This is a genomic window from Pseudomonas sp. NFACC25 (assembly GCF_900100935.1).
GTDB lineage: Bacteria > Pseudomonadota > Gammaproteobacteria > Pseudomonadales > Pseudomonadaceae > Aquipseudomonas > Aquipseudomonas marginalis.
Window position 1 is genome coordinate 63,621 of the sequence record NZ_FMUC01000004.1, and the last position, 21,550, is coordinate 85,170.

Below are 21,550 nucleotides of genomic sequence, written 5' to 3' on the forward strand. Positions count from 1 at the left end.
TAGGCGATGGAGGACCCGATGACGGCCACACCCGACACCCGAATACTGGACACGATTGAAGGCCAACGCCTGGCGACGCCGGAAGCCGAGCGTTGGCGCGAGTGGGGCCCCTACCTGAGCGAACGCCAATGGGGCACGGTGCGCGAAGACTACAGCGCCGACGGCGATGCCTGGGCTTACTTCCCCCATGAACATGCGCGCAGCCGCGCCTACCGCTGGGGCGAGGATGGCCTGGCCGGTTTCAGCGACAAGGCGCAACGCTGGTGCCTGGGCCTGGCCCTGTGGAACGAGCGCGACGCGATCCTCAAGGAACGCCTGTTCGGCCTGAATAACGCCGAGGGCAACCACGGTGAAGACGTCAAGGAGTTGTACTTTTTCGTCGACGGTGTGCCCAGCCATGCCTATATGCGCATGCTCTACAAATACCCCCATGCCGCCTTTCCCTACGCCGACCTGATTGCGGAGAACGCCCGGCGTGGTCTGGCCGATGCCGAGTACGAGATCCTCGATACCGGTGTGTTCGAAGACAACCATTACTGCGACGTCAGCGTCGAATACGCCAAGCACCAGCCTGACGATATTTTCATGCGCGTCACCGTGCACAACCGTTCGCAGCAGCCGACGCGCCTGCAGGTGCTGCCGCAGCTGTGGGCGCGCAATGACTGGAGCTGGACCTCGGATGCGCCCAAGCCGCAGTTGAGGCTGGACGGCGAACACGTGCTGGCCCGTCATCATGCACTGCCCGATCTGCGCCTCAGCGCCTGGGGGCAGGAGAGTGTGGAATGGCTGTTCTGTGAAAACGAGAGCAACTTCCCGCGACTGGGCGGGCAACCGGCGCCGGGGCCGTTCAAGGACGGGATCAACGATTATGTGGTTGAAGGGCTGGACGCTGCGATTCGCCGCGACACCGGTACCAAGGTGGCCGCACGCTTTATCCTTGAGCTGGCGGGCCTGCAAAGCAAAAGCCTTTACCTGCGCCTTGCACCCGTGGACGCGCCGGAGGTCAACGCGCGCAAACTGTTTGAGCAGCGTCGCCAGGAAGCCGATGACTTCTACGCCGCCTTGCAGCAAGGCCTCGTCGATGACGACGCGCGCAACGTGCAGCGCCAGGCCCTGGCTGGCTTGCTGTGGTCCAAGCAGCTCTACTATTTCGATGTGAACCGGTGGCTCGACGGCGACCCGGCCCAGCCCGCGCCACCGCCCGAGCGCCTGCATATCCGCAATACCCATTGGCGGCACCTGTCCAACTTCGACATCCTGTCCATGCCCGACACCTGGGAATACCCGTGGTACGCCTCCTGGGACCAGGGCTTCCAGGCGGTGGCGTTTGCCCTGATCGATCCGGGGTATGCCAAGCAACAGCTGTTGTTGCTGGTGAAGGACCGCTTCATGCACCCCAACGGCCAACTGCCCGCCTATGAATGGCGCTTCGACGACGCCAACCCACCGGTGCATGCCTGGGCCAGCTGGCGCGTGTACCAGCAGGACAAGGCGCTGACCGGTGTGGGCGACCTGGATTTCCTCGAGCGGATCTTCCACAAGCTGCTGCTGAATTTTTCCTGGTGGGTCAACCGCAAGGACGCCGAGGGTCGCAACCTGTTCCAGGGCGGCTTCCTGGGGCTGGACAATATCGCCTTGTTCGACCGCTCGGCCGCGTTGCCGCCGGGGTATCAGCTCGATCAGGCCGACGGCACCGCCTGGGTGGCGGCGTATGCGCTGGACTTGATGCGTATCGGCCTGGAGTTGGCCAAGCGCAATGTCGTGTATGTCGATATCGCGGTGAAGTTTTTCGAGCACTTCCTGTACATCGCCGGCGCCATCAACCGCGTCGATGACAGCGCCGAAGGCCTGTGGGACGAGCAGGACCTGTTCTTCTACGACGTACTGCACCGTCCCGACGGCCAGAACGAGCCGGTGCGCCTGCGCTCCATTGTCGGCCTGATGCCGTTGTTTGCCGTGCTGGTGCTGGAGCAGCGCGAACACGAGGGGCTGGAAGGGTTGCGTGAACGGCTGTTGGGTTTCATGCACCACCGGCCGGACCTGGCCAAACTGGTGTCGCGCTGGAACGAACCGGGTCAGGGCAATCGCCTGTTGCTGGCGCTGTTGCGTGGCGAGCGCACCAAGGATTTGCTGCGGCGCATGCTCGATGACGACGAATTCCTCTCGGCCTTTGGCGTGCGTTCCCTGTCCAAGGCGTTTGCCGAGCAGCCACTGGCGCTGAAGATGAATGGCGACACCCTGTGCGCCCGTTACCAGCCGGGTGAATCCGACTCGCGCCTGTACGGCGGCAACTCCAATTGGCGCGGGCCCTTGTGGATGCCGGTGAACTACATGCTGATCGAATCGCTGCGGGAATTTCACCGCTACTACGCGGACAACTTCTCGGTGGAATACCCCACGGGCAGCGGGTATCTGGCATCCCTGGAGGACGTGGCCGACAGCCTCAGCCAGCGCTTGACCCGCCTGTTTCTGCGGGATGAAAACGGTTCACGACCGTCGATGGCGGGGTATGCGCAGTTGGAGGCGGACCCGGCCAGTCGTGACCTGGTGTTGTTCCATGAGTATTTCCATGGCGAGACGGGGCGGGGGTTGGGGGCTTCGCACCAGACCGGATGGAGTGCGCTGGTGGCGTTGCTGCTACAGCCCAAATGTGGGAGGGGGCTCGCCCCCGATAGCGGTGGATCAGTCAACTGATGACGCGACTGACAAACCGCCATCGGGAGCAAGCCCCCTCCCACAGGGATTCAGGGTTGCCCGTGAATCAGGAAGGGAACAGTTCGCTCAGCTTCATGGCCAGCATCATGTCGCCTTCGGTGCGCAGCTTGCCGCCCATGAAGGCCTGCATGCCGTCTGTGGAACCGTCGACGATGCCCTCAAGGGTCTCGCTGTCCATGACCAGGGTCACTTGGGCGTCCGGGTTTTCGCCTTCCAGCAGTTCACAGGTCTTGTCTTTGACCACCAGGGAAAAGTTCTTGGTGTCGTCGATACGGAAACCGAACACCAGGTCCAAGCCTTCGGCAGCGCTTGGGTTGAATTTGGCTTTCATTGCTTCTACGGCTTTAGCTACGTCAGTCATGGTTTCGATCCTTTTATGGTGAGTCCAGTGACCTTGGGGTCACGGTTGGCCGCACTTCATCGGAAGGTGATGAGTTGCGGCGCCTTCAACAGTTGCAAGTGGGTGTGACTGTTGAAGGAAGCCAGTGCCACCTCGCGACCGCGGAATTTCAGCTGGTTGAGCGAGGTGTTAACAATTTGCCAGTTCAGTTCGAAGGCCTGGGCGGCAGGCATCCGGGTAATCAGGTGGAGCAGGGCGGTGATGGTGCCGCCGGAGGTGAACACCGCGATCTTCTGCGTGTTGTCCGCCGCTTCCAGAATGCGTTGCAGGCCACCCTGGACGCGCTCCACGAAGCCCAGCCAGCTTTCCAGTCCCGGCGGGTCATAGGTGCCGGCCAGCCAGCGCTCGATGATCAGGGCGAAGATGCGCTGGAACTCGCTGCGGTTTTGCGCGGCGTTGCGCAGGATGTCCAGGGCGTCGGGTTCGCTGCCGAGCAGGTCGGGGAGCAGGGCGCGGATGATCGCGTCGGCGTCGAATTCGTTGAAGGCGCTGTCGGTTTCCAATGCTGGCACGGGCAGGCCGAGGGTGCTGTATTGATCGAAGGCGGCAGTGGCGGTGTGCTGCTGGCGGCGCAGGTCGCCGGCGATGCAGCGGTCGAACACCAGGCCCATATCCGCCAGGTGGCGGCCGAGCACTTGCGCTTGTTCCACGCCGACGGGCGACAGCACGTCATAGTCGTCTGCACCGAAGGAGGCCTGGCCATGTCGAATCAAATAGATGCTGCCCACGTCCGTTTTCCCGGTACGTTGAAAGTCTGGCGAGGTTATGAGGATGCCAGGGTGCTGTCAATGAAAAAACATACGCTTGTTTTAAAAGCTCGTTGGAGCGCGTTCCTGCTGGCGGTTTGAGCACTGGCCGCCCGGCGATCCCGTCGGTATGCTTGGGCAATCCGCGCCTGGCGCCGTGCATTGTTAAGGAGACACATGGATTTTTTGGCTGAATACGCGAGCTTTCTGGCGAAGACCGTCACCCTGGTGGTCGCTATTCTGGTGGTCTTGATCAGCTTCGCGGCACTGCGCAGCAAAGGGCGTCGCAAAGCCGCCGGCCAACTGCAGGTCAGCAAGCTCAATGACTTCTATAAGGGCCTGCGTGAGCGCCTGGAGTCGAGCCTGCTCGACAAGGAGCAGCTCAAGGCCCTGCGCAAGTCCGAAAGCAAAGCCGAAAAGAAGAACGGCAAGAAGAAGCCCGAGGCCAAGCCACGGGTGTTCGTGCTGGATTTCGACGGTGACATCAAGGCCTCGGCCACCGAGAGCCTGCGCCATGAAATCACCGCGCTGCTGAGCCTGGCCACGCCCAAGGACGAAGTGGTGCTGCGCCTGGAAAGCGGCGGCGGCATGGTGCACAGCTACGGCCTGGCGTCATCGCAACTGGCGCGTATCCGCCAGGCGGGCGTGCCGTTGACCGTGTGCATCGACAAGGTCGCGGCCAGCGGCGGCTACATGATGGCGTGCATCGGCGAGAAGATCATCAGCGCACCGTTTGCCATCCTCGGCTCCATTGGCGTGGTGGCGCAGTTGCCCAACGTCAACCGCCTGCTGAAAAAGCACGACATCGACTTTGAAGTACTGACCGCCGGCGAGTACAAGCGCACCCTCACGGTGTTTGGCGAAAACACCGAGAAAGGCCGCGAGAAGTTCCAGGAAGACCTGGACATCACCCATCAGTTGTTCAAGAACTTCGTCTCGCGTTATCGCCCACAGCTGGCGATTGATGACGTAGCGACCGGAGAGGTGTGGCTGGGTGTTGCCGCGCTGGATAAGCAACTGGTCGACGAACTGCAAACCAGCGACGAATACCTGGCCACCAAGGCCAAGACCGCCGAAGTGTTCCACCTGCACTATGCCGAGCGTAAAAGCCTGCAGGAACGGGTGGGCCTGGCGGCCAGCGGCTCGGTAGACCGGGTGCTGCTGACCTGGTGGAGCCGCCTGACCCAGCAACGCTTCTGGTAAGCCCCTTTGAGGTATAGGTAATACCTGTGGGAGGGGGCTTGCCCCCGATGGCGGTGGGTCAGTCACAGTTGCATTTACTGACACACCCTCATAGGGGGTATAGGTATCTACACAACGTTGGCTCAGCGCTGAACGCCTGGCAGATAGGGCTGTTGTGGCGAGCGGGCTTGTCGAATCGTCGCAGTTACTGTGTTCCTCCTTAACTGACTGGTATTAGGGCAAGCCCTCTCCCACATTAGTTCGGTGTGGGTATCGGCTTGCGCATCAGCCTCCCCACCACCAGCGCTCCGAGCAATCCCAGCACCCCCGCCATCCACAATACGTAACTGAATCCACCCACAAACGCCTGTCGCGCCAGCGGTTGCACCACCGCCTGTGCCGGCTCGGGCAACAAGCCCATTGCCGCCGGCATGTCCCCGGCCACCACCCGTGAAGCAATCCCCGCCGCCTGCGCCTGCCATTGCGTGTCGATACGTGCGCGCAATATGTGCTCGCTGTGGCTGCTCAGCAGTGCGCCATACACGCCAATCGCCAACATGATCGCGCTGAACCGCATGGTGGTGCTCATGCCCGACGCCATCCCTGCACGGTCCCGTGGCACGCAGGCCATGATGTTTTTTTGCGTATCACCATTGAGCAAACCCGCACCGGCACCGGTGACGGCAATCGCCAGGGCGAAGGGCAGGTAACCGCCGATATTCACCGCCCAGGCACTTAGCAGGTTGCCGCAGCCCACCAGGGTCAACCCGGCCGCCATCATCGTTGCCGGTGCGAAGCGCCCCGCCAGCCGCGCGCCGATCCGGGGGCAGATCAGCATGGTCAGGGCGAACGGCAGCATGCCCAGGCCCGAGGCAATCGCGGAGAAGTCCAGGCCGTTCTGCAGATAGAACGGCAGCAGCGTCATCATCACTTGGGCGCAGCCGGCGTAGGCAAACATCCCGAGCAAGGCGCCGATAAAACGCGGGTGGTGAAACAGTTGCAGGTCCACCATGGGCCGCTGCTGCACACGTTCGACCCCTACAAATACACCCAGCAACACCGCACCGCCGATCAGGCGTGCATAGGTCAGCGGGTTATCCCAGCCGATACGGTTGGCCTCGATCAGGCCCCAGATCAGGCACAACAGGCTCGCGCTGAAGGCCAGGCTGCCCCACGGGTCGAGGCGGGCGGATTGGCTATCGCGGGATTCCGGAATCGCGTGCAGCACCAGGCTCATCAGCGCCAGGCCCACGGGCAGGTTGAGGTAGAAAATCCAGCGCCAGCCGAGGTATTCGGTGATCACGCCGCCCAGGGTCGGCGCGGCCGTCATCGCCACGCCCATGCAGGCGCCCCAGAACGCCCAGGCCTTGGCCCGCTCGACTTCATCGTGGAAGGTGTGGCCAATGGAGGCCAGGGCTGACGTGAGCAATAACGCTGCACCGACGCCCTTGACCGCGCGGGCGATATCCAGCCACAACGCACTCGGCGCCGCCCCGCAGCCAAGGGAGGCGAGGATAAAAATACTCAGGCCCCAGACCAGGGATTTCTTGCGCCCGAACCGATCGGCAAGGCTGCCGGCCGGCAGGAGCAAGGCGGCAAACGCCAGCATGTAGGCGCTGACCACCCATTCGATATCGGCAAAGTTCGCCCCCAGGTCGCGAGCGATGCTCGGCAGGGTCACGGCGACGATATTGGTGTCGAGCACGATCAGCGAGCAGACACCGGACGCGGTGAGCAACGTCAGGCGCGGGCTGACCCGACTCATGGCTTGATTACCTTACAGGCAATAGGGCAAATGTAGTTGGTGGGCATCGTAAGGGCGCTCCAATGTTGAGGTGCTTCGAGCTTATCCCTGGCCACTGCTGGTATTGTTAGCCGCTGTGGAGCACTTCATTACCTTTGAGCTAATCCTGTTATGGATATCCGCCATTTTCGCTACTTCCTCGCCGTGGCCCGGCAGCGCAACTTCACCCGTGCCGCCGAGCAATTGGGCATTGCGCCACCGACCCTGAGCCGGCAGATCCAGGACATGGAAACCAGCCTGGGCACGCGCTTGTTTATCCGCCGGCAACGCGAAGTCAGCCTCACCGAAGCCGGCGCCGCCTTGCTGGTCGAGGCCGAAGCCACCGTGCGCCAGTTTGAATTCGCCCAGCACCATGCCCAGCGTGCCGGGCGTGGCGAGATCGGCCATATCGAATTGGGTTACGTGGCTTCGGCGCTGTACGCCGGGCTGTTGCAGCGGCAGATGCGTGCGTTCGGCCAGGCATTTCCCGACGTCAGCGTGACGGTGCGCGAATGCGCCATGGCCACGCTGCCGAGTGCGGTGGCGGACGGGCGCTATGACATCGGCTACATCCGCTCGCCGATGACCTTGCCCGAGGGAGTAGAGGCGGTGCGTCTGGACGGCGAAGGTTTTGTCCTGGCGCTGCCCCAGGATTCCTGGCTGCTGGGGCTCGCGGCCATTGGCTGCGAACACCTGCAAAACGAGACATTTATCCTGCCGGAGCAAATCAGCGGCACCCTGCATGTCGCCGCGCAAGGCGGTTATGCCCCGCGCCTGGGGCCACAGCCGGGCGGGTTGGTCGCGGTGGTGGCGCTGGTGTCGATGGGGCAGGGCGTGGCGGTGGTGCCCGCGTCAATGGTCGGGCATGTGCAGTTGCCGGGCGTGGTGTATCGCAGCATTCAGGGCTGCGACGCGTCCTCGTGGCTGTCGCTGATTCACCGGCGCTTCGAGAAAGCGCCGGCGGTGGCGCGGTATATCCAGCAGGTCAAGCACTCAGGCGCGGCTGCACCGAATCCGCCAGGCGCGTAAGGATCAGGCAGCACGACACCGCCCCTGCATCCAGCACGCCCAGTGAGCGCTCGCCCAGGCGACTGGCGCGGCCGATCTTCGCCACCAGGTCCTTGGTGGAGTCGCGTCCCTGGGAGGCGGCGGTTTTCATTGCCTCCAGTGCATCACTGAAGGACGCCCCCGAGGCGTGCGCGCGCTCGAAGGCTTCCACCGCCGGGATCAATGTGTCCATCAGGCACTTGTCGCCCACGCCCGCTTCGGTGATGTCCTGCAACGAGGTCAGGCCGCCGCGCAACAGGTGGGCGAAGGTGGCTGCGTCGATGTCGTCACGGCCGCGCACTTCGTCGGCCATGCCGATAAACAGGCTGCCATACAACGGCCCCATGGAGCCGCCGATGCCTTCCATCAGGCTCAGGGTCAGCTCATCCAGGGCTTCGGCGAGGGTCAGTTGGCGACCTTCGATCGTGCGCCCGCAATGGGCGAAGCCCTTGGCCATGTTGATGCCATGGTCGCCGTCGCCAATCGCGCCGTCGACTTCGCTGAGGTATTCACGGTTGGCCACGATCACACTGACCAGGTCGGTGACGATGGCGCTGCCGTGGTGGCTGGAAAAATGCTGGCTCATGGTTCAGTCCGCCTGGGTCATGCCGATGGAGCGGCAGGGTTGGTCGATCAGGGTTTTCAGCTCCGCGTCGAGGCCGAGCAGGGTCAGGGTCACGCCCATCATTTCCAGGGAGGTGAAGTAGTTGCCGACGTAGCAGCGGTGAATCTTCAGGCCCTTGGCGTTGAGTTGGCGTTCCACCTCGGCATAGAAAATATACAGCTCCATCACCGGCGTGGCGCCAAGACCGGAGACCAGCACCACCACGCTGTCATCCTGGCTGAAGTCGCGGTCGGCGAGGATCGGCGCGAGCATGCGCTCGGCCATGGCGGCGGCGGACTCAATGGGGATGACCTCAATGCCCGGTTCGCCGTGATGGCCGATGCCCAGTTCCATCTGGCCGTCGGGGATCTGGAAGTTGGGCTTGCCCACGGCGGCAATGGTGCAGGGCGTGAGGCCGATGCCAATCGAGCGGCAGTGGTCGACGGTTTTCTGCGCGACGCGAATCACGCCGTCGAGGTCGTAGTGCTGGGCGGCGGCGGCACCGCCGATCTTCCACATGAAGATTTCCCCGGCCACGCCGCGACGCTTGGCGATCTCGGTCTTGGGCGCGGAGGCCACGTCGTCGTTGGCGACCACGGTGCGGATGCGCATGTCTTTGCTGGCGGCCATTTTCATCGCCAGCTTCACGTTCATATTGTCACCGGCATAGTTGCCGTACAGGCAGGCCACGCCGGCGCCATGGTCGGCGGCGCGGAAGGCGTCGAAAAAGCTCTTGGCGGTGGGCGAGGAGAAAATCTCACCGACGGCCACCGCGTCGACCAGGCCGGGGCCGACATAGCCGAGAAAGGCCGGCTCATGGCCGGAGCCGCCCCCCGTGACAATGCCGACACGCCCTGGCCCGGAAGGCCTGGCCTTGACGATCACCCGTGGGTTGCTTTCGTACTGGCGCAGTTCGGGGTGCGCGACCAGGATGCCGCGCAGCATGTCCTCGACCACGTGGTCCGGATCGTTGATGACTCGATTCATAACGCGGGTTCCTGTTTTTATGGGTTCACCGCTATCCAACCGTGGGGGGGAGGGCTTGCCGCCTCCCACATTTGGACCTGTCGGGTGCTTAGGGCTCTAGTACAACTTTGAGCGACTTGTCGCCACGTTCCATCACCGCAAACGCTTCCTTGAAGTCCGCCAGGGCGAACTTGTGGGTCACCACATCGCGCATATCGATCTTGCGGTTGCCGATAAAGTCGATGGCCCGCGGGTACATGTACGGCCCCAGGTGCGAGCCGAGGATGTCCAGCTCCTTGCGGTCGCCGATGATCGACCAGTCCACCGTGGCTTCGTCGTTGAACACGCTGAACTCCACGAAGCGCCCCAGCTTGCGCAGCATCGCCAGGCCCTGGTTCACCGCCTTGTGGTGCCCGGTGGCCTCGATATAGATGTCGCAGCCATAGCCGTCGGTGATCGCGCGGATGTTGGCCAGTACGTCCACTTCGGCCGGGTTCCACACTTCGTCGGCGCCCATGCGCAGGGCGAGGGCGGCGCGTTCGGGTTTCATGTCGAGCACGATGAGTTTTTTCGGGTTGCGCAGGCGCACGGCGCCGATGATGCCCAGGCCCAGGGTGCCGGCGCCGGCCACCACCACGACGTCGTCATGGTCGACGTTGGCGCGTTCCGCCGCATGCAGTGAGCAGGCCAGGGGTTCGATCAGGATCGCTTCGTCGGGGGCGATGGATTCCGGCACTTTGTGAATGATGCCTTCCTTGGTGAAGATCATGTACTGGGCCATGGCACCCTGCACATTGTTCTGGAAGCCATAGAGGTCGTGTTTCTGGCACATCCAGTACTGGCCGTGGTTGCAGAAGCGGCAGCCCCAGCATGGCACGATCTGCTCCGAGATCACCCGGTCACCGACCTTCACGCCGCGCTTTTCCGCGCCTGGGCCCAGGGCCACCACGCGACACACGAATTCATGGCCGGGGATCATCGGCGGCTTGACGTAGCGCGGTTGCTCGGCATCGCCCCAGAACGACGGCGCGCCGCGATAGGTCTTGATGTCGCCCATGCAAATGCCGCACAACTCGACCTTGGTGAGGATTTCATCGGGGCCGGGCGTGGGCACGTCGACGGTTTCCAGGCGATAGTCTTCCGGGCCATGGCAAACCACGGCCTGCATGGTTTTCGGGATGACCGGCGAGAGTTGTTCGGGTGTGCGTTCGGTGACAGTGGACATGACAAAACCTCACGACAGATAAATGAATTACTGAATGCTGTAGCCGCCGTCGATCACCAGGTTGGCGCCGGTGATCATCTGCGCGGCATCGCTGAGCAGGTACAACGCCAGCCCGGCGATTTCCTCCGGCTGGGCAAAGCGGCCCGCCGGGATCTGCAATTTGGCCCGTTCGCCGACTTCACCGGCCCAGGCCTTCTTGCCCAGCGCGGTCTCGACGATGGTGGGGGAGATGGCGTTGACGTTGATGTGCGGCGCCCATTCCATGGCCAGCACCTTGGTCATGCCGACGATGGCCGCCTTGCTGGCGCAGTAGGCGACGTGGCGGTCGAGGCCGATCACCGCGGCCTGGGACGCGAGGTTGACGATGCGTCCGCTGCCCTGGGCGAGCATGTGCCGCGCGCAGGCCTGGGCCACGAAAAAGCTGGCCTTGAGGTTGATGTCCAGGGTGGTGTCCCAGGCGCTTTCGCTGACATCGACGGCCTTGTCCAGCAGGGCCACGCCGGCGCTGTTGATCAGGTAGTCCAGGCGTTGGAAGTGTGCGAAGACCTGGTCGATGGTGTGTTGCACCTGGTTGATCCGGCTGAGGTCGACGGCAATGCCCAGATGCCCGGCACCCAGGCTTGCTGCCACTTCAACCACCGCCGGGTCGCGGTCGAGCAACGCTACGCGGGCGCCGCGCTCCACCAGCAGGCTGGCGCAGGCCAGGCCGATACCGGCGGCGCCGCCGGTGATCACCGCGCAACGGCCGTTGAGGTCGAAGGCTTGGTTCCAGAATCCAGACATTTACATGACTCCATTTTCGAAAACAGTGAAGATCTCATGTGGGAGGGGGCTTGCCCCCGATGACGGTGGGTCAGATCACCTGATCTATCACTGGTACACCGCCACCGGGAGCAAGCCCCCTCCCACACTTGCCTGTATTTCAAGCCAATAACTACTTACCGCCACTGACCTGTTTGTACAGTGCATCGGCGTTGGCGTTAGTCACGGGCACCCACGGCAGGATGTAGGTCTTGGCCGTGCCATCGCCCCATTTCACGTCCTTGGCATAGCGCTCCCAGATCACCGACTGCGGTTTGTAGTCCTTGCCGGCGAGTGCGCGCAACGCTACGTCCAGTGCGCCCTGGGACTGGGCCTGGGCGTCCTGGAGGAAGGTGGTGACTTCGTCTTTCTTCGCCGCCTGGATCGCGTCCGGCATGCCGTCGATGGACGTGACGGGCACATCCTTGGAGGTCAGGCCGTGGGATTTGAGGGCCTGCACGGCACCGAGGGCCATGTCGTCGTTCTGCGCGATCACGCCGTTGATGCCTTTGGGGTGGGCGTTCAGCCAGTCTTCGGTCAGCGCCAGGGCCTGGGCGCGGTCCCAGTTGGCGGTCTTCTTCTCGATGATCTTGATGCCAGGGTGCTTGCCCAGCACTTCCAGCTCGCCTTTCTCGCGGTCGATCTGCGCCGACTGGCCAATCGGGCCCTGGATGATCACCACGTTGCCCTTGCCGTTGAGCTTGTCGACCATGGCCTGGGCCTGCAGGCGGCCACCTTCCACATCATCGTTGCCGACGTAGGGCACCGAGGCGTCGGCGACCTTGGTGTTGGAGGCGATAACCACCACGTCGTTGCTCATGGCTTGCTTGACCGTGCCGACGCCGGCCTTGGTGTCGATCGGCACGAACAGGATTGCGTCGTAGCGCTGGGTCACCATGTTTTCGATCTGATTGTTCTGGGTCAGGGCGTCGTAGTTGCCGTCGAACACGGTCAACTGCACGGTGCCGTCCTTGACCGCCGGGTGCTCCTTGAGCTCGCGGACCCAGTTCTGCATGAACTGGCCCTTGAGGCCGTAGACGGCCGCGCCGACCTTGTAGGTCTTGCCATCGGCGGCCATTGCGATACTGCCGGCGAGCAGGGAGAGAGCCGCCGCGGCGGCCAGGGTGGTACCAAGTTTCATGGGGGGAACTCCGGTTATTGTTGTAGTGGTCGTTCTCTAGCGTTTTTTCTTGCGCCACACGTCGATCAGTACTGCAAACACGATGATCAGGCCCTTGGCGACCTGCTGGTAATAGGAGGACACGCCGAGCAGGTTCAGGCCGTTGTTGATCACGCCGATCAACAACGCGCCGAACAGCGTGCCGACAATGCTGCCGGTGCCGCCCGACAGGCTGGTGCCGCCGATCACCACGGCGGCTATCGCGTCCAGCTCATAGGAAACCCCGGCCTGGGGCAGGGCGGAGGTGGTACGTGCCGACAACACCACGCCGGCCAACCCGGCGAGCAGGCCGGACACCACGTACACCGAAAACATCACCTTGCGCACGCCGATCCCGGAGGTGCGCGCGCTTTTTTCATTGCCGCCCACCGCGTACACGTAGCGGCCGTAGGTGGTGTAGCGCAGCACCATCCAGAAGATCAGCGCGACCACCGCAAAGATGATGATCGGCACGCCAATCGGGCCGATCTTGCCGATGCCCAGGGCCAGGTAGGCGTCGGGCAGGTCGGTGATCGGGCTGCCGTCGTTGAGGATGAAGGTCATGCCACGGGCAATGCTGAGCATGCCGAGGGTGGCCACGAACGGTGGGATCGACAGGTTGGCGACCATAAAGCCGTTGACCACGCCGAGCATCGCCCCGGCAAACATCCCCGCGCTCACCGCCGCCAGCAGCCCGTAGCCCTGGGTCGCGACCATGGCGCTGCACAATCCGGCAAAGGCCAGGATCGAGCCGACGGAGAGGTCGATGCCCTTGGTCAGGATCACGTAGGTCATGCCCACCGCGAGGATGCCGTTGATGGAGGTCTGGCGCAGGATGTCCATCCAGTTGCGCCAGGTCATGAAGTACTCGCTGGAAAACGCCATCACCACGCACAGCAGGATAAACACCAGCGGCAGGCCGAAGCGGTCGAGGGACAGGCGCAGGCGGTTGCGCGGTGCGGTGGTGATAGGGGCGGCAATGGTTTTGGCATTCATGAGGCAAGACTCAACAGGGCTTCCTGGGAAAGGGCGGTGTCGGTGCTGATGGTCACCAGGCGACCGCCCTTGAAGACGGCGATGCGGTCACTCAGGTGCAACAGTTCCGGGGCTTCCGACGACACCACGATGGCGGCGCCACCGGCGCGCACGAATTGATCCAGCAGGTGGTAGATCTCCTGCTTGGCGCCCTCATCGATACCCCGGGTCGGCTCATCGCACAGCAGGCACACCGGTTCGGTCGACAGGCATTTGGCAAGCACCACTTTCTGTTGGTTGCCGCCGCTCATGGACGCCACCGGCAGTTCCAGTGAGGTGGTTTTGATCTGCAGGCGCTTGACCATGTCCTGGGCCAGTTGGGTTTCCTTGCGTGCGTTGATCAGCGACCAGCTCGACAGGCGCTTGTAGGCCGACAGCGCAATGTTGGAAAGAATGCTGCCGGTCAGCACCAGGCCGCTGTCCTTGCGGTCTTCGGTGACCAGCGACATGCCGGCATTGATGGTCGCCTTGGGCAGGCCGACGGGCATGGGCTTGCCTTGCAGAGTGACGCTGCCGGAGTCGGCCACGGTCAGGCCATAGATGCAGTTGAGGAATTCACTGCGCCCCGAGCCCATCAGGCCGTAGATGCCGAGGATTTCACCCTGGCGCAGTTGCAGGCTGATGTCGTGGAACTCGCCGGCGCGGCTGAGGTTGTCGATTTGCAGGCAGGTGTCGGCGGCGCATTCGCGGCCGACCTTGTGGTCGATGCGGGTCAGTTCCTGGCCAACGATGCCGCGCACCAGGTGGTCGCGGTCGATATCGGCCATGCGTCCGCTTTCCACAAAGGCGCCGTCGCGGAAGATGCTGTAGTCATCAGCGATCTGCGCCAGTTCGCTCAAGCGGTGCGATACATAGACGATGCCGGCGCCCCGCGCGGTGAGGCGGCGAATCGCCTTGAACAGGGTTTCGGCTTCGCGCTCGCCAATGGCCGACGTTGGCTCGTCCATGATCATCACCTGGCAGTCATGGCTGAACGCCTTGGCGATTTCCACCAGCTGGATCTGCGCCACGCTCAGTCGGTGCATGGGGCTGCTGGCGTCCACCTCGAATTCCAGGCTTTCCAGCAGCTCGCGGGTGCGGCGGTTCAAGGCCTTGTTGTCGACGATGCAGCCGGCGCGGCGCGGTTCGCGGCCCAGCCAGATGTTTTCGGCGACGGTCATGTAGGGGATCGGTTCCAGTTCCTGGGTGATCATCGCGATCCCCGCCGCGAGGGCTTCGCTGGGGCGATTGAACTGTACGGCGGTGCCGTTGAGCAGAATGCTGCCGGCATCGCGCGGGGTGATGCCCATCAGGATGCTCAGGAAAGTCGACTTGCCTGCGCCATTGCCGCCGCACAGGGCGTGGACGCTGCCGGCCCGCAGAGAGAGGCGCCCGTCACGCAGGGCAGGGATCCCGGCGTAAGCCTTGGCGACGTGTTCAGCCTGGAGCAGTAATGGCGTGGCCATCGGCGTGTCCTCGTGCTGTGAATTCTTATTAGGTCGCACAGTCATGTTTCGCTGTGATCATATGTGTATCAAATGAAATTCTGATCAGTCAATCTCTTTCATGTAAATGCTGCGATTCTGATCTTTTTCGCCAATTACCCTTTTTTAGAGCGCTTTGACTGGCAGGTCAGTTAAATCCCGCTTGACAGAAGAGGGGTAACGCCTGCGAAATGAATGATAGAAATTTCATTGAGTGATCAATTGATCAGTCGTAAGCACCCTCACGGCAGCGGAGCCAGACACCATGAACACACCTTTCCCGGTGGCTATCGGATGCGATGAAGCGGGTTTTGAGCTCAAGGAGCTGTTAAAGCGCCATATCGAGGCGCTGGGCTATCCGGTGACCGACTTCGGCACCCATTCCACCGCGCCGGTGTTGTACCCGGACATCGCCCTGGCCGTGGCCACCGCCATCAACGCCGGGCAGCAGCGCCTGGGCGTGCTGGTGTGCGGCACGGGGATCGGCATGGCGATCTCGGCCAACAAGGTGCTCGGGATTCGTGCGGCCCAGGCCCATGACACGTACTCGGCAGAGCGGGCGCGCAAGAGCAACGATGCGCAGATCCTGTCGATCGGCGCGCGGGTGATCGGCGCCGAACTGGCGAAAAGCATCGTCAAGTCGTTCCTGGAGTCGGAGTTCGAGGCGGCCCGTTCCGGGGCCAAGGTCGAGCGCATCAATGCGATTGAGCGCGATGGGCATCAATAGTGGACGTAGCAGGGCAAGAGTCGGGAGAATGCGCCTTTGACGCCGAAACGGAAGCCCGTCCCCATGAGTGACAGTACCCAGCGCATGGCCAGCGATATTGATCAGATGACCGAAGTGGCGATGCTCTATTACCTCGAGAACGTCACTCAGGAAGCCATCGCCAAGCGCTTCGACCTGTCCCGGGCAAAAGTCAGCCGATTGCTCAAGCGCGCGCGGGATGAGGGCATTGTCGAGGTGCGCGTCTTGCAGCATCCGGCGATGAACAACGAGCTGGAACAGGCCTTGGTGGCGCGCTTCAAGCTGGATCGCGCGTTGATCGCGGTGGACCACAGCGACCCCGATACCCAACGCTCGGCCGTCGCCAGCCTGGTGGCCAACTACCTGAACAAGACCTTGAGCGACGGCATGATCGTCGCCGTGGGCATGGGTCGCAACGTCGGCGCCGTGGCCGATAACGTGTTCCTGCCGGTGACGCGCAACTGCACATTTGTCTGCGCCATTGGCGGTTCGCTCAAGGCCGGCGAATACATGAACCCCGATCACATCTGCCGGCGCCTGGCCCTGCGCTTTGGCGGCGAGAGTGAAAGCCTGTACGCCCCGGCCCTGGTGGCCAACCCGGAGTTGCGCGGGGTGTTGATCAACAATGACACGGTGCGCTCCACCCTCGACCGTGCGCGGCGGGCTGACATGGCGCTGATCGGCATCGGCGACATGAGCGAGAACAGCAATATGGTCCGTATGGGCTGGTTCTCGCCCCAGGAAATCGCCCAGGCACGCTTGTCCGGCACCGTGGGCGACATGATGGGCTATGACTTCATCGACATCCACGGCCAGCCGGCAGTCAACGCGATCCAGGGGCGAGTGATCGGGTTGACGGTGCAGGAGTTGTTCCGCATCCCGGACGTGGTGGCGATTGCCAGTGAGAACACCAAGGCGGCGGCAACGTTGGGGGCGTTGCGGTCGGGGGTGATCAATACCCTCGCAACCACCGTCACTAATGCCCACACCATCCTGGCGCTGGACGACGCAACCCGTAAAACCTGACACGCCCTCATCGGGGCGTGGGTATCTACACAACGTTGGCTCAACGCCGGACGCCCGGCAGACAGGGCTGTTGTGGTGAGCGGGCTTGTCGAATCGTCGCACCGCCCGCGCTGGGCTGCGAAGCAGCCCCAGTAAAGAAGAACGCGGTGTATCAGGCACTCTGTAGAGGCTGGTTTTGGGGCTGCTTCGCAGCCCAGCGCGGGGCAAGCCCGCTCACCACAGAGATTTGGCAAGATCTTAAAAGTTGTGTAGATACTCATGCTCATCGGGGGCAAGCCCCTTCCCACATGATTTTGTGTGGGGCTCGAAGACAGGTTTTGTAATAGTTTTGCGTTGCAGGAAATTTGTATTTCGCCTGTAGGATTCAAGTCCTTTTGTTATTTCAGGACCTGCATGAACATCCTCTCGGAGCCTCCCAGTCGTCTTTCCCCAAGACATCCGCCGCCGCTGTTCCCGCTGAAACACCCCGTATCCCGACTGCCAGCCGTGTCCCGGTCCACCGACCGCGCCTTGCCGTGCCCGGCATTCTGAAACCTGTAGAGAGACTGATATAAATGGAATGGTTAGCGGATCCAACGGCCTGGCTCGGCCTGTTGACCTTGATTGTGCTGGAACTGGTGCTGGGCATCGACAACCTGGTGTTTATTGCGATCCTGGCGGACAAGCTGCCGCCGGAGCAGCGCGACCGTGCGCGCTTGATCGGTTTGTCCCTGGCGTTGCTGATGCGCCTGGGCCTGCTGGCGAGTATTTCCTGGTTGGTGACCCTGACCCAGCCGCTGTTCGAGGTGTTCGACAAGAGCTTCTCCGGCCGTGACCTGATCATGCTGTTCGGCGGTGTGTTCCTGTTGTTCAAGGCCACCATGGAATTGCATGAGCGCCTGGAAGGCCATGTGGCCCAGCGCACCGGCAACGTGGCATACGCCATGTTCTGGCCGATTGTGGCGCAGATCGTGGTGCTCGACGCGGTGTTCTCCCTGGATGCGGTGATCACGGCCGTGGGCATGGTGGATGAGTTGGCGGTGATGATGATCGCCGTGATCATTTCCATCGGCCTGATGATCGTCGCGAGCAAGCCGCTCACACGCTTCGTCAACGCCCACCCGACGGTGATCATGCTGTGCCTGGGCTTCCTGATGATGATCGGTTTCGCCCTGACCGCCGAAGGCCTGGGTTTCCATATTCCCAAGGGCTACCTGTACGCGGCGATTGGTTTCTCGATCCTGATCGAGGTGTTCAACCAGATTGCCCGCGCGCGTCGCAAGAAGTCGGCCCAAGGCGTGTTGCCGGTGCGTGAGCGCACGGCCCATGCGGTGATGCGCTTGCTCGGCGGTCGCAGCCTGGCGGTGGAGGAGGTGGGGGAAGAGGTGGCTGACCTGTTGGGCGAGACGGATGCCGCCCAGGGGCCGCTGTTCGACCGACGCGAGCGGGTAATGATCAGCGGTGTGCTGCAACTGGCCGAGCGGCCGATTCGCAGCTTGATGACGCCGCGGGCCAACGTCGACTTTATCGACCTGGCGGACGACCCCGACACGATTCGCCTGAAGCTGATGCACTCGTCCTATTCGCGCCTGCCGTTGATCCGCAATGGCGCGGTGGATGAGCCGCTGGGCTTTGTGCACAAGAAGGAATTGCTCAAGGAATACCTGGCCGGCAATGAGCCGAACCTGGAGCACCTCGCACGCCGGGCGATCAACCTGCTGGAGAGCTTTTCGATCCTCAACGCCCTGGAGCAGATGCGCCAGGAATCCACCCATATCGCCTTCGTGATCAACGAGTTCGGTGACTTCATGGGCGTATTGAGCATGACCGACATTCTTGAATCCATTGCCGGTGAGTTGCCGGATGCCAGTGAGATCGAAGGGCCGGATATTGTCGAGGAGGGCGCGGGCTTCCGTGCCAATGGCGCCCTGAATCTCACCCAGATTCGTCAGCGTACCGGCTTCAAGGCCGTCGCGACCGAGGATTACCAGACCCTGGCCGGCCTGGTGATGAGCCTGCTCGACCGCCTGCCGGTGGTGGGTGATAGCCTGGAGCATGAGGGCTGGCGCCTGACGGTGGCGGCGGTAGAGGAGCGGCGGGTGACGCAGGTGTTATTGCAGCCTTGCGGCGTGCATAACGCTTGAAGGTGTCCTCCACAAACTGCGCTTGCTGCTCCTCGGGTCCGAAACCCTTGAATGTTTCCATCAAGGTGCCGTTCTGGAAGATCAGCAGCGTCGGGGTGCCTGTAACCTGCGGGTGCCTCGGCGTTTTCGCGCAATCGAGCACCAGGCTCACTACTGATCGGTACTGGGCGGCAATCTGCTCAAACAGCGGCCCGGCTACCCCGCAGGCCGGGCAGTGAGCTGAGATGAACAGCATGAATACCGGGCGCGAACTGCTCAGCACGCGCCGGTAGTCGTCGGTAGTGGCAATGGTCGCAGTGGCAATCCCCATGATGATCTCCCTTTGGGCCTTGCAGGGTTTTTGCCAACGCTAAGCCCGGGGACCGTTACCGTCTACTGTCAACCTTCACAGGTCTGCCTCACGCTCCACACGTTCCCGGGCCTTGCGCGCCTGGTTTGCGCACTTGCGGTATTCCTCATTGTCCCGGGAGGCCTTGGCCCGGCGATAGTCGTGGTGGTTCTGGCTGGTGTAGTTGGTGTCGAAGGCTTCCTTGAGCCTGCGCAGTTCTTCCTTGCAGTCGCGGCGGTCGTTGCTGGCCGACGCGTTGCCGGCTGCCAGCAAGGTGAGCACCACCAGGGTAAGACATGACTTCATCAGGGCAGGGTCCTTGTCGGCAGGGATGTGCCAAGGCTAGTCCAGCGTGGGGATTTTTCCACGCTGCACGCGCACTGCAACGGTGCGCGGTAACGCTGTTGCAGTGCGTCCGCCGGGACCTGTCACTGCCATATGGGGCCCTGAGTAGCAAAGAGATTGCAGATGCTGGCGTAGCGCCTTGTCTCCCCAAAATATTTATCTATCTGATTTAACAAGCCTTTATTGCAGGCATGTTTTTCTTTGAGGGCGTGTGGCACACTTTCTGCTGTCTATTCCGTTGTTACATACTAAGTTCCGGTATAGCGGAATACACAATTCCTGGAGTGCTTGTCATGCATCACCGACCTTCCGTGTTCAAAGCGTGTGTTTTTCTCTTCGCCGCATCGGCTTCCCTCGCAGGCATCGTGCAGGCGGCGGACAGCAAGCTCGATGATGTGCTCAAGCGTGGGCACCTGATCGTGGGTACAGGCAGTACCAATGCGCCGTGGCACTTCCAGGGAGCGGATGGCAAGTTGCAGGGGTTTGATATCGACATCGGCCGCATTGTGGCCAAGGGCTTGTTCAACGACCCGAGCAAGGTCGAGTTTGTGGTGCAGTCGTCCGACGCACGCATTCCCAACCTGCTGACCGACAAGGTCGACATGAGCTGCCAGTTCATCACCGTCACCGCCAGCCGTGCCCAGCAAGTGGCGTTCACGCTGCCGTACTACCGCGAAGGCGTGGGCCTGCTGCTGCCGAACAACAGCAAGTACAAGGAAATCGAAGACCTGCAGGCGGCGGGCGATGGCGTCACCGTGGCGGTGCTGCAGAACGTGTATGCCGAAGAGCTGGTGCACCAGGCGCTGCCCAAGGCCAAGGTCGACCAGTACGACAGCGTCGACCTGATGTACCAGGCGGTGAACTCCGGTCGCGCCGATGCCGCCGCCACCGACCAGTCCTCGGTCAAGTACCTGATGGTGCAGAACCCCGGCCGCTACCGCAGCCCGGCCTACGCCTGGAGCCCGCAGACCTACGCGTGCGCGGTCAAGCGTGGCGACCAGGACTGGCTGAACTTCGTCAACACCGCGCTGCATGAAGCCATGACCGGTGTGGAATTCCCCACCTACAAGGCGTCGTTCAAGCAGTGGTTCGGTGTGGACCTGCCGGAACCTGCCATCGGCTTCCCCGTCGAGTTCAAGTGATTCGTGAAAACCGGGGCGCCGCCAACGGCGCCCCCATCAGGTACTGCTGACCATGAACTATCAGTTGAACTTTGCCGCCGTGTGGCGCGATTTCGACACCTTGCTGGCGGGGCTCGGCCTGGGCCTGCAACTGGCATTGCTGTCGATCGCCATCGGTTGCGTGATCGGCCTGTTGATGGCGTTTGCCATGCTGTCCAGACACCGTGCGTTGCGAATCCTGGCCTCGGTGTATGTGACGGTGATCCGCAATACGCCGATCCTGGTGCTGATCCTGTTGATCTACTTTGCGTTGCCCAGCCTGGGTATCCGCCTGGACAAGATCCCGTCGTTCATCATCACCCTGTCGCTGTACGCCGGTGCCTACCTGACCGAAGTGTTCCGCGCCGGGCTGTTGAATATTCCCAAGGGCTTGCGCGAAGCCGGACTGGCCATCGGCCTCGGCGAATGGCGGATTCGTGCGTATATCACCGTACCGGTGATGCTGCGCAACGTACTGCCCGCGCTGTCGAACAACTTTATCTCGCTGTTCAAGGACACCTCGCTGGCCGCCGCCATCGCAGTGCCCGAGCTGACCTATTACGCCCGCAAGATCAACGTCGAAAGCTACCGGGTGATTGAAACCTGGCTGGTCACGACCGCGCTCTACGTGGCGGCCTGTTACCTCATTGCCATGCTGCTCCGTTACCTGGAGCAGCGTCTGGCGATCCGTCGTTAA

Annotated in this window: 19 protein-coding genes and 1 pseudogene; 8 read left to right on the forward strand and 12 right to left on the reverse strand. The window is 62.4% G+C overall.

Going from position 1 to position 21,550, the window contains the following annotated elements; translation table 11 throughout:
- Positions 1 to 18: 18 nt before the first annotated feature.
- Entirely contained in the window at positions 19 to 2,694 is a 2,676-nt protein-coding gene (locus BLQ09_RS11275; protein WP_092356732.1) for an MGH1-like glycoside hydrolase domain-containing protein, read from the forward strand.
- Positions 2,695 to 2,761: 67 nt separating this feature from the next.
- Here the strand turns inward: BLQ09_RS11275 and BLQ09_RS11280 are convergent, their stop codons facing one another.
- Complete coding sequence (locus BLQ09_RS11280) at positions 2,762 to 3,076, reverse strand: SCP2 sterol-binding domain-containing protein (RefSeq protein ID WP_065927178.1); 315 nt, start codon at positions 3,074 to 3,076, stop codon at positions 2,762 to 2,764.
- Between the two features lie 56 nt (positions 3,077 to 3,132).
- Positions 3,133 to 3,843 carry a histidine phosphatase family protein gene (locus tag BLQ09_RS11285; RefSeq protein ID WP_092356735.1) on the reverse strand — a complete coding sequence of 237 codons (711 nt, stop codon included), beginning with the start codon at positions 3,841 to 3,843 and terminating at the stop codon, positions 3,133 to 3,135.
- 195 nt (positions 3,844 to 4,038) lie between these two features.
- Between BLQ09_RS11285 and sohB the strand changes: the two genes are divergently transcribed.
- Positions 4,039 to 5,064 carry a protease SohB gene (gene sohB, locus BLQ09_RS11290; RefSeq protein WP_027608646.1) on the forward strand — a complete coding sequence of 342 codons (1,026 nt, stop codon included), beginning with the start codon at positions 4,039 to 4,041 and terminating at the stop codon, positions 5,062 to 5,064.
- A gap of 235 nt (positions 5,065 to 5,299) precedes the next feature.
- Here the strand turns inward: sohB and BLQ09_RS11295 are convergent, their stop codons facing one another.
- Entirely contained in the window at positions 5,300 to 6,808 is a 1,509-nt protein-coding gene (locus BLQ09_RS11295; RefSeq protein WP_092356738.1) for an MFS transporter, read from the reverse strand.
- A 150-nt stretch (positions 6,809 to 6,958) separates the two neighbouring features.
- Between BLQ09_RS11295 and BLQ09_RS11300 the strand changes: the two genes are divergently transcribed.
- Entirely contained in the window at positions 6,959 to 7,855 is an 897-nt protein-coding gene (locus BLQ09_RS11300; RefSeq protein ID WP_027608644.1) for a LysR substrate-binding domain-containing protein, read from the forward strand.
- On the opposite strand, the gene dhaL is transcribed toward BLQ09_RS11300, so the two are convergent.
- The 7 genes from dhaL to BLQ09_RS11335 form a co-directional block, all read right to left on the reverse strand.
- Positions 7,812 to 8,459 (reverse strand): dihydroxyacetone kinase subunit DhaL, encoded by a 648-nt coding sequence (gene dhaL, locus BLQ09_RS11305; RefSeq protein WP_065927173.1) that lies wholly within the window; start codon positions 8,457 to 8,459, stop codon positions 7,812 to 7,814. The genes BLQ09_RS11300 and dhaL overlap by 44 nt on opposite strands.
- Before the next feature lie 3 nt (positions 8,460 to 8,462).
- Positions 8,463 to 9,464: a dihydroxyacetone kinase subunit DhaK gene (locus tag BLQ09_RS11310; RefSeq protein WP_027608642.1), complete on the reverse strand. Its 1,002-nt coding sequence runs from the start codon at positions 9,462 to 9,464 to the stop codon at positions 8,463 to 8,465.
- Positions 9,465 to 9,552: 88 nt separating this feature from the next.
- Positions 9,553 to 10,668: an MDR/zinc-dependent alcohol dehydrogenase-like family protein gene (locus BLQ09_RS11315; protein WP_027608641.1), complete on the reverse strand. Its 1,116-nt coding sequence runs from the start codon at positions 10,666 to 10,668 to the stop codon at positions 9,553 to 9,555.
- Between the two features lie 27 nt (positions 10,669 to 10,695).
- Positions 10,696 to 11,451 carry an SDR family oxidoreductase gene (locus BLQ09_RS11320; protein WP_027608640.1) on the reverse strand — a complete coding sequence of 252 codons (756 nt, stop codon included), beginning with the start codon at positions 11,449 to 11,451 and terminating at the stop codon, positions 10,696 to 10,698.
- 151 nt (positions 11,452 to 11,602) lie between these two features.
- Complete coding sequence (locus BLQ09_RS11325; RefSeq protein ID WP_027608639.1) at positions 11,603 to 12,610, reverse strand: substrate-binding domain-containing protein; 1,008 nt, start codon at positions 12,608 to 12,610, stop codon at positions 11,603 to 11,605.
- A 36-nt stretch (positions 12,611 to 12,646) separates the two neighbouring features.
- Positions 12,647 to 13,624, reverse strand: a complete 978-nt coding sequence (locus tag BLQ09_RS11330) for an ABC transporter permease (protein ID WP_027608638.1) — start codon at positions 13,622 to 13,624, stop codon at positions 12,647 to 12,649.
- Positions 13,621 to 15,108, reverse strand: a complete 1,488-nt coding sequence (locus tag BLQ09_RS11335; RefSeq protein WP_092356741.1) for a sugar ABC transporter ATP-binding protein — start codon at positions 15,106 to 15,108, stop codon at positions 13,621 to 13,623. The genes BLQ09_RS11330 and BLQ09_RS11335 overlap by 4 nt, the downstream gene beginning before the upstream one ends.
- A gap of 283 nt (positions 15,109 to 15,391) precedes the next feature.
- Here BLQ09_RS11335 and rpiB point away from each other — a divergent pair, with 283 nt between their 5' ends.
- The 3 genes from rpiB (at position 15,392) to BLQ09_RS11350 (ending at position 19,020) form a co-directional block, all read left to right on the forward strand.
- Positions 15,392 to 15,853: a ribose 5-phosphate isomerase B gene (rpiB, locus tag BLQ09_RS11340; protein ID WP_016969738.1), complete on the forward strand. Its 462-nt coding sequence runs from the start codon at positions 15,392 to 15,394 to the stop codon at positions 15,851 to 15,853.
- Between the two features lie 63 nt (positions 15,854 to 15,916).
- Entirely contained in the window at positions 15,917 to 16,897 is a 981-nt protein-coding gene (locus BLQ09_RS11345) for a sugar-binding transcriptional regulator (protein WP_027608636.1), read from the forward strand.
- Positions 16,898 to 17,451: 554 nt separating this feature from the next.
- A complete protein-coding gene (locus BLQ09_RS11350) occupies positions 17,452 to 19,020 on the forward strand; it encodes a TerC family protein (RefSeq protein ID WP_027608635.1) in 1,569 nt (522 codons plus the stop codon).
- Between the two features lie 19 nt (positions 19,021 to 19,039).
- Here the strand turns inward: BLQ09_RS11350 and BLQ09_RS11355 are convergent.
- Positions 19,040 to 19,330 (reverse strand): annotated as a pseudogene (locus tag BLQ09_RS11355) (thioredoxin family protein); the annotation flags it as partial.
- 75 nt (positions 19,331 to 19,405) lie between these two features.
- Complete coding sequence (locus BLQ09_RS11360; RefSeq protein WP_027608634.1) at positions 19,406 to 19,654, reverse strand: hypothetical protein; 249 nt, start codon at positions 19,652 to 19,654, stop codon at positions 19,406 to 19,408.
- A 332-nt stretch (positions 19,655 to 19,986) separates the two neighbouring features.
- On the opposite strand from BLQ09_RS11360, the gene BLQ09_RS11365 reads away from it, so the two are divergent.
- Together BLQ09_RS11365 and BLQ09_RS11370 are read left to right on the forward strand one after the other, a co-directional pair.
- Positions 19,987 to 20,835 (forward strand): transporter substrate-binding domain-containing protein, encoded by an 849-nt coding sequence (locus BLQ09_RS11365; protein WP_027608633.1) that lies wholly within the window; start codon positions 19,987 to 19,989, stop codon positions 20,833 to 20,835.
- Positions 20,836 to 20,887: 52 nt separating this feature from the next.
- Positions 20,888 to 21,550 carry an amino acid ABC transporter permease gene (locus BLQ09_RS11370; RefSeq protein ID WP_027608632.1) on the forward strand — a complete coding sequence of 221 codons (663 nt, stop codon included), beginning with the start codon at positions 20,888 to 20,890 and terminating at the stop codon, positions 21,548 to 21,550.

Coding starts and splice junctions, on each gene's coding strand:
- BLQ09_RS11315 (WP_027608641.1), bottom strand. CDS start 10,668: ATGTCCACTGTCACCGAACGCACACCCGAACAACTCTCGCCGGTCATC.
- BLQ09_RS11330 (WP_027608638.1), bottom strand. CDS start 13,624: ATGAATGCCAAAACCATTGCCGCCCCTATCACCACCGCACCGCGCAAC.
- BLQ09_RS11280 (WP_065927178.1), bottom strand. CDS start 3,076: ATGACTGACGTAGCTAAAGCCGTAGAAGCAATGAAAGCCAAATTCAAC.
- rpiB (WP_016969738.1), top strand. CDS start 15,392: ATGAACACACCTTTCCCGGTGGCTATCGGATGCGATGAAGCGGGTTTT.
- sohB (WP_027608646.1), top strand. CDS start 4,039: ATGGATTTTTTGGCTGAATACGCGAGCTTTCTGGCGAAGACCGTCACC.
- dhaL (WP_065927173.1), bottom strand. CDS start 8,459: ATGAGCCAGCATTTTTCCAGCCACCACGGCAGCGCCATCGTCACCGAC.
- BLQ09_RS11365 (WP_027608633.1), top strand. CDS start 19,987: ATGCATCACCGACCTTCCGTGTTCAAAGCGTGTGTTTTTCTCTTCGCC.
- BLQ09_RS11320 (WP_027608640.1), bottom strand. CDS start 11,451: ATGTCTGGATTCTGGAACCAAGCCTTCGACCTCAACGGCCGTTGCGCG.
- BLQ09_RS11300 (WP_027608644.1), top strand. CDS start 6,959: ATGGATATCCGCCATTTTCGCTACTTCCTCGCCGTGGCCCGGCAGCGC.
- BLQ09_RS11370 (WP_027608632.1), top strand. CDS start 20,888: ATGAACTATCAGTTGAACTTTGCCGCCGTGTGGCGCGATTTCGACACC.
- BLQ09_RS11350 (WP_027608635.1), top strand. CDS start 17,452: ATGGAATGGTTAGCGGATCCAACGGCCTGGCTCGGCCTGTTGACCTTG.
- BLQ09_RS11325 (WP_027608639.1), bottom strand. CDS start 12,610: ATGAAACTTGGTACCACCCTGGCCGCCGCGGCGGCTCTCTCCCTGCTC.
- BLQ09_RS11275 (WP_092356732.1), top strand. CDS start 19: ATGACGGCCACACCCGACACCCGAATACTGGACACGATTGAAGGCCAA.
- BLQ09_RS11310 (WP_027608642.1), bottom strand. CDS start 9,464: ATGAATCGAGTCATCAACGATCCGGACCACGTGGTCGAGGACATGCTG.
- BLQ09_RS11295 (WP_092356738.1), bottom strand. CDS start 6,808: ATGAGTCGGGTCAGCCCGCGCCTGACGTTGCTCACCGCGTCCGGTGTC.
- BLQ09_RS11360 (WP_027608634.1), bottom strand. CDS start 19,654: ATGAAGTCATGTCTTACCCTGGTGGTGCTCACCTTGCTGGCAGCCGGC.
- BLQ09_RS11345 (WP_027608636.1), top strand. CDS start 15,917: ATGAGTGACAGTACCCAGCGCATGGCCAGCGATATTGATCAGATGACC.
- BLQ09_RS11335 (WP_092356741.1), bottom strand. CDS start 15,108: ATGGCCACGCCATTACTGCTCCAGGCTGAACACGTCGCCAAGGCTTAC.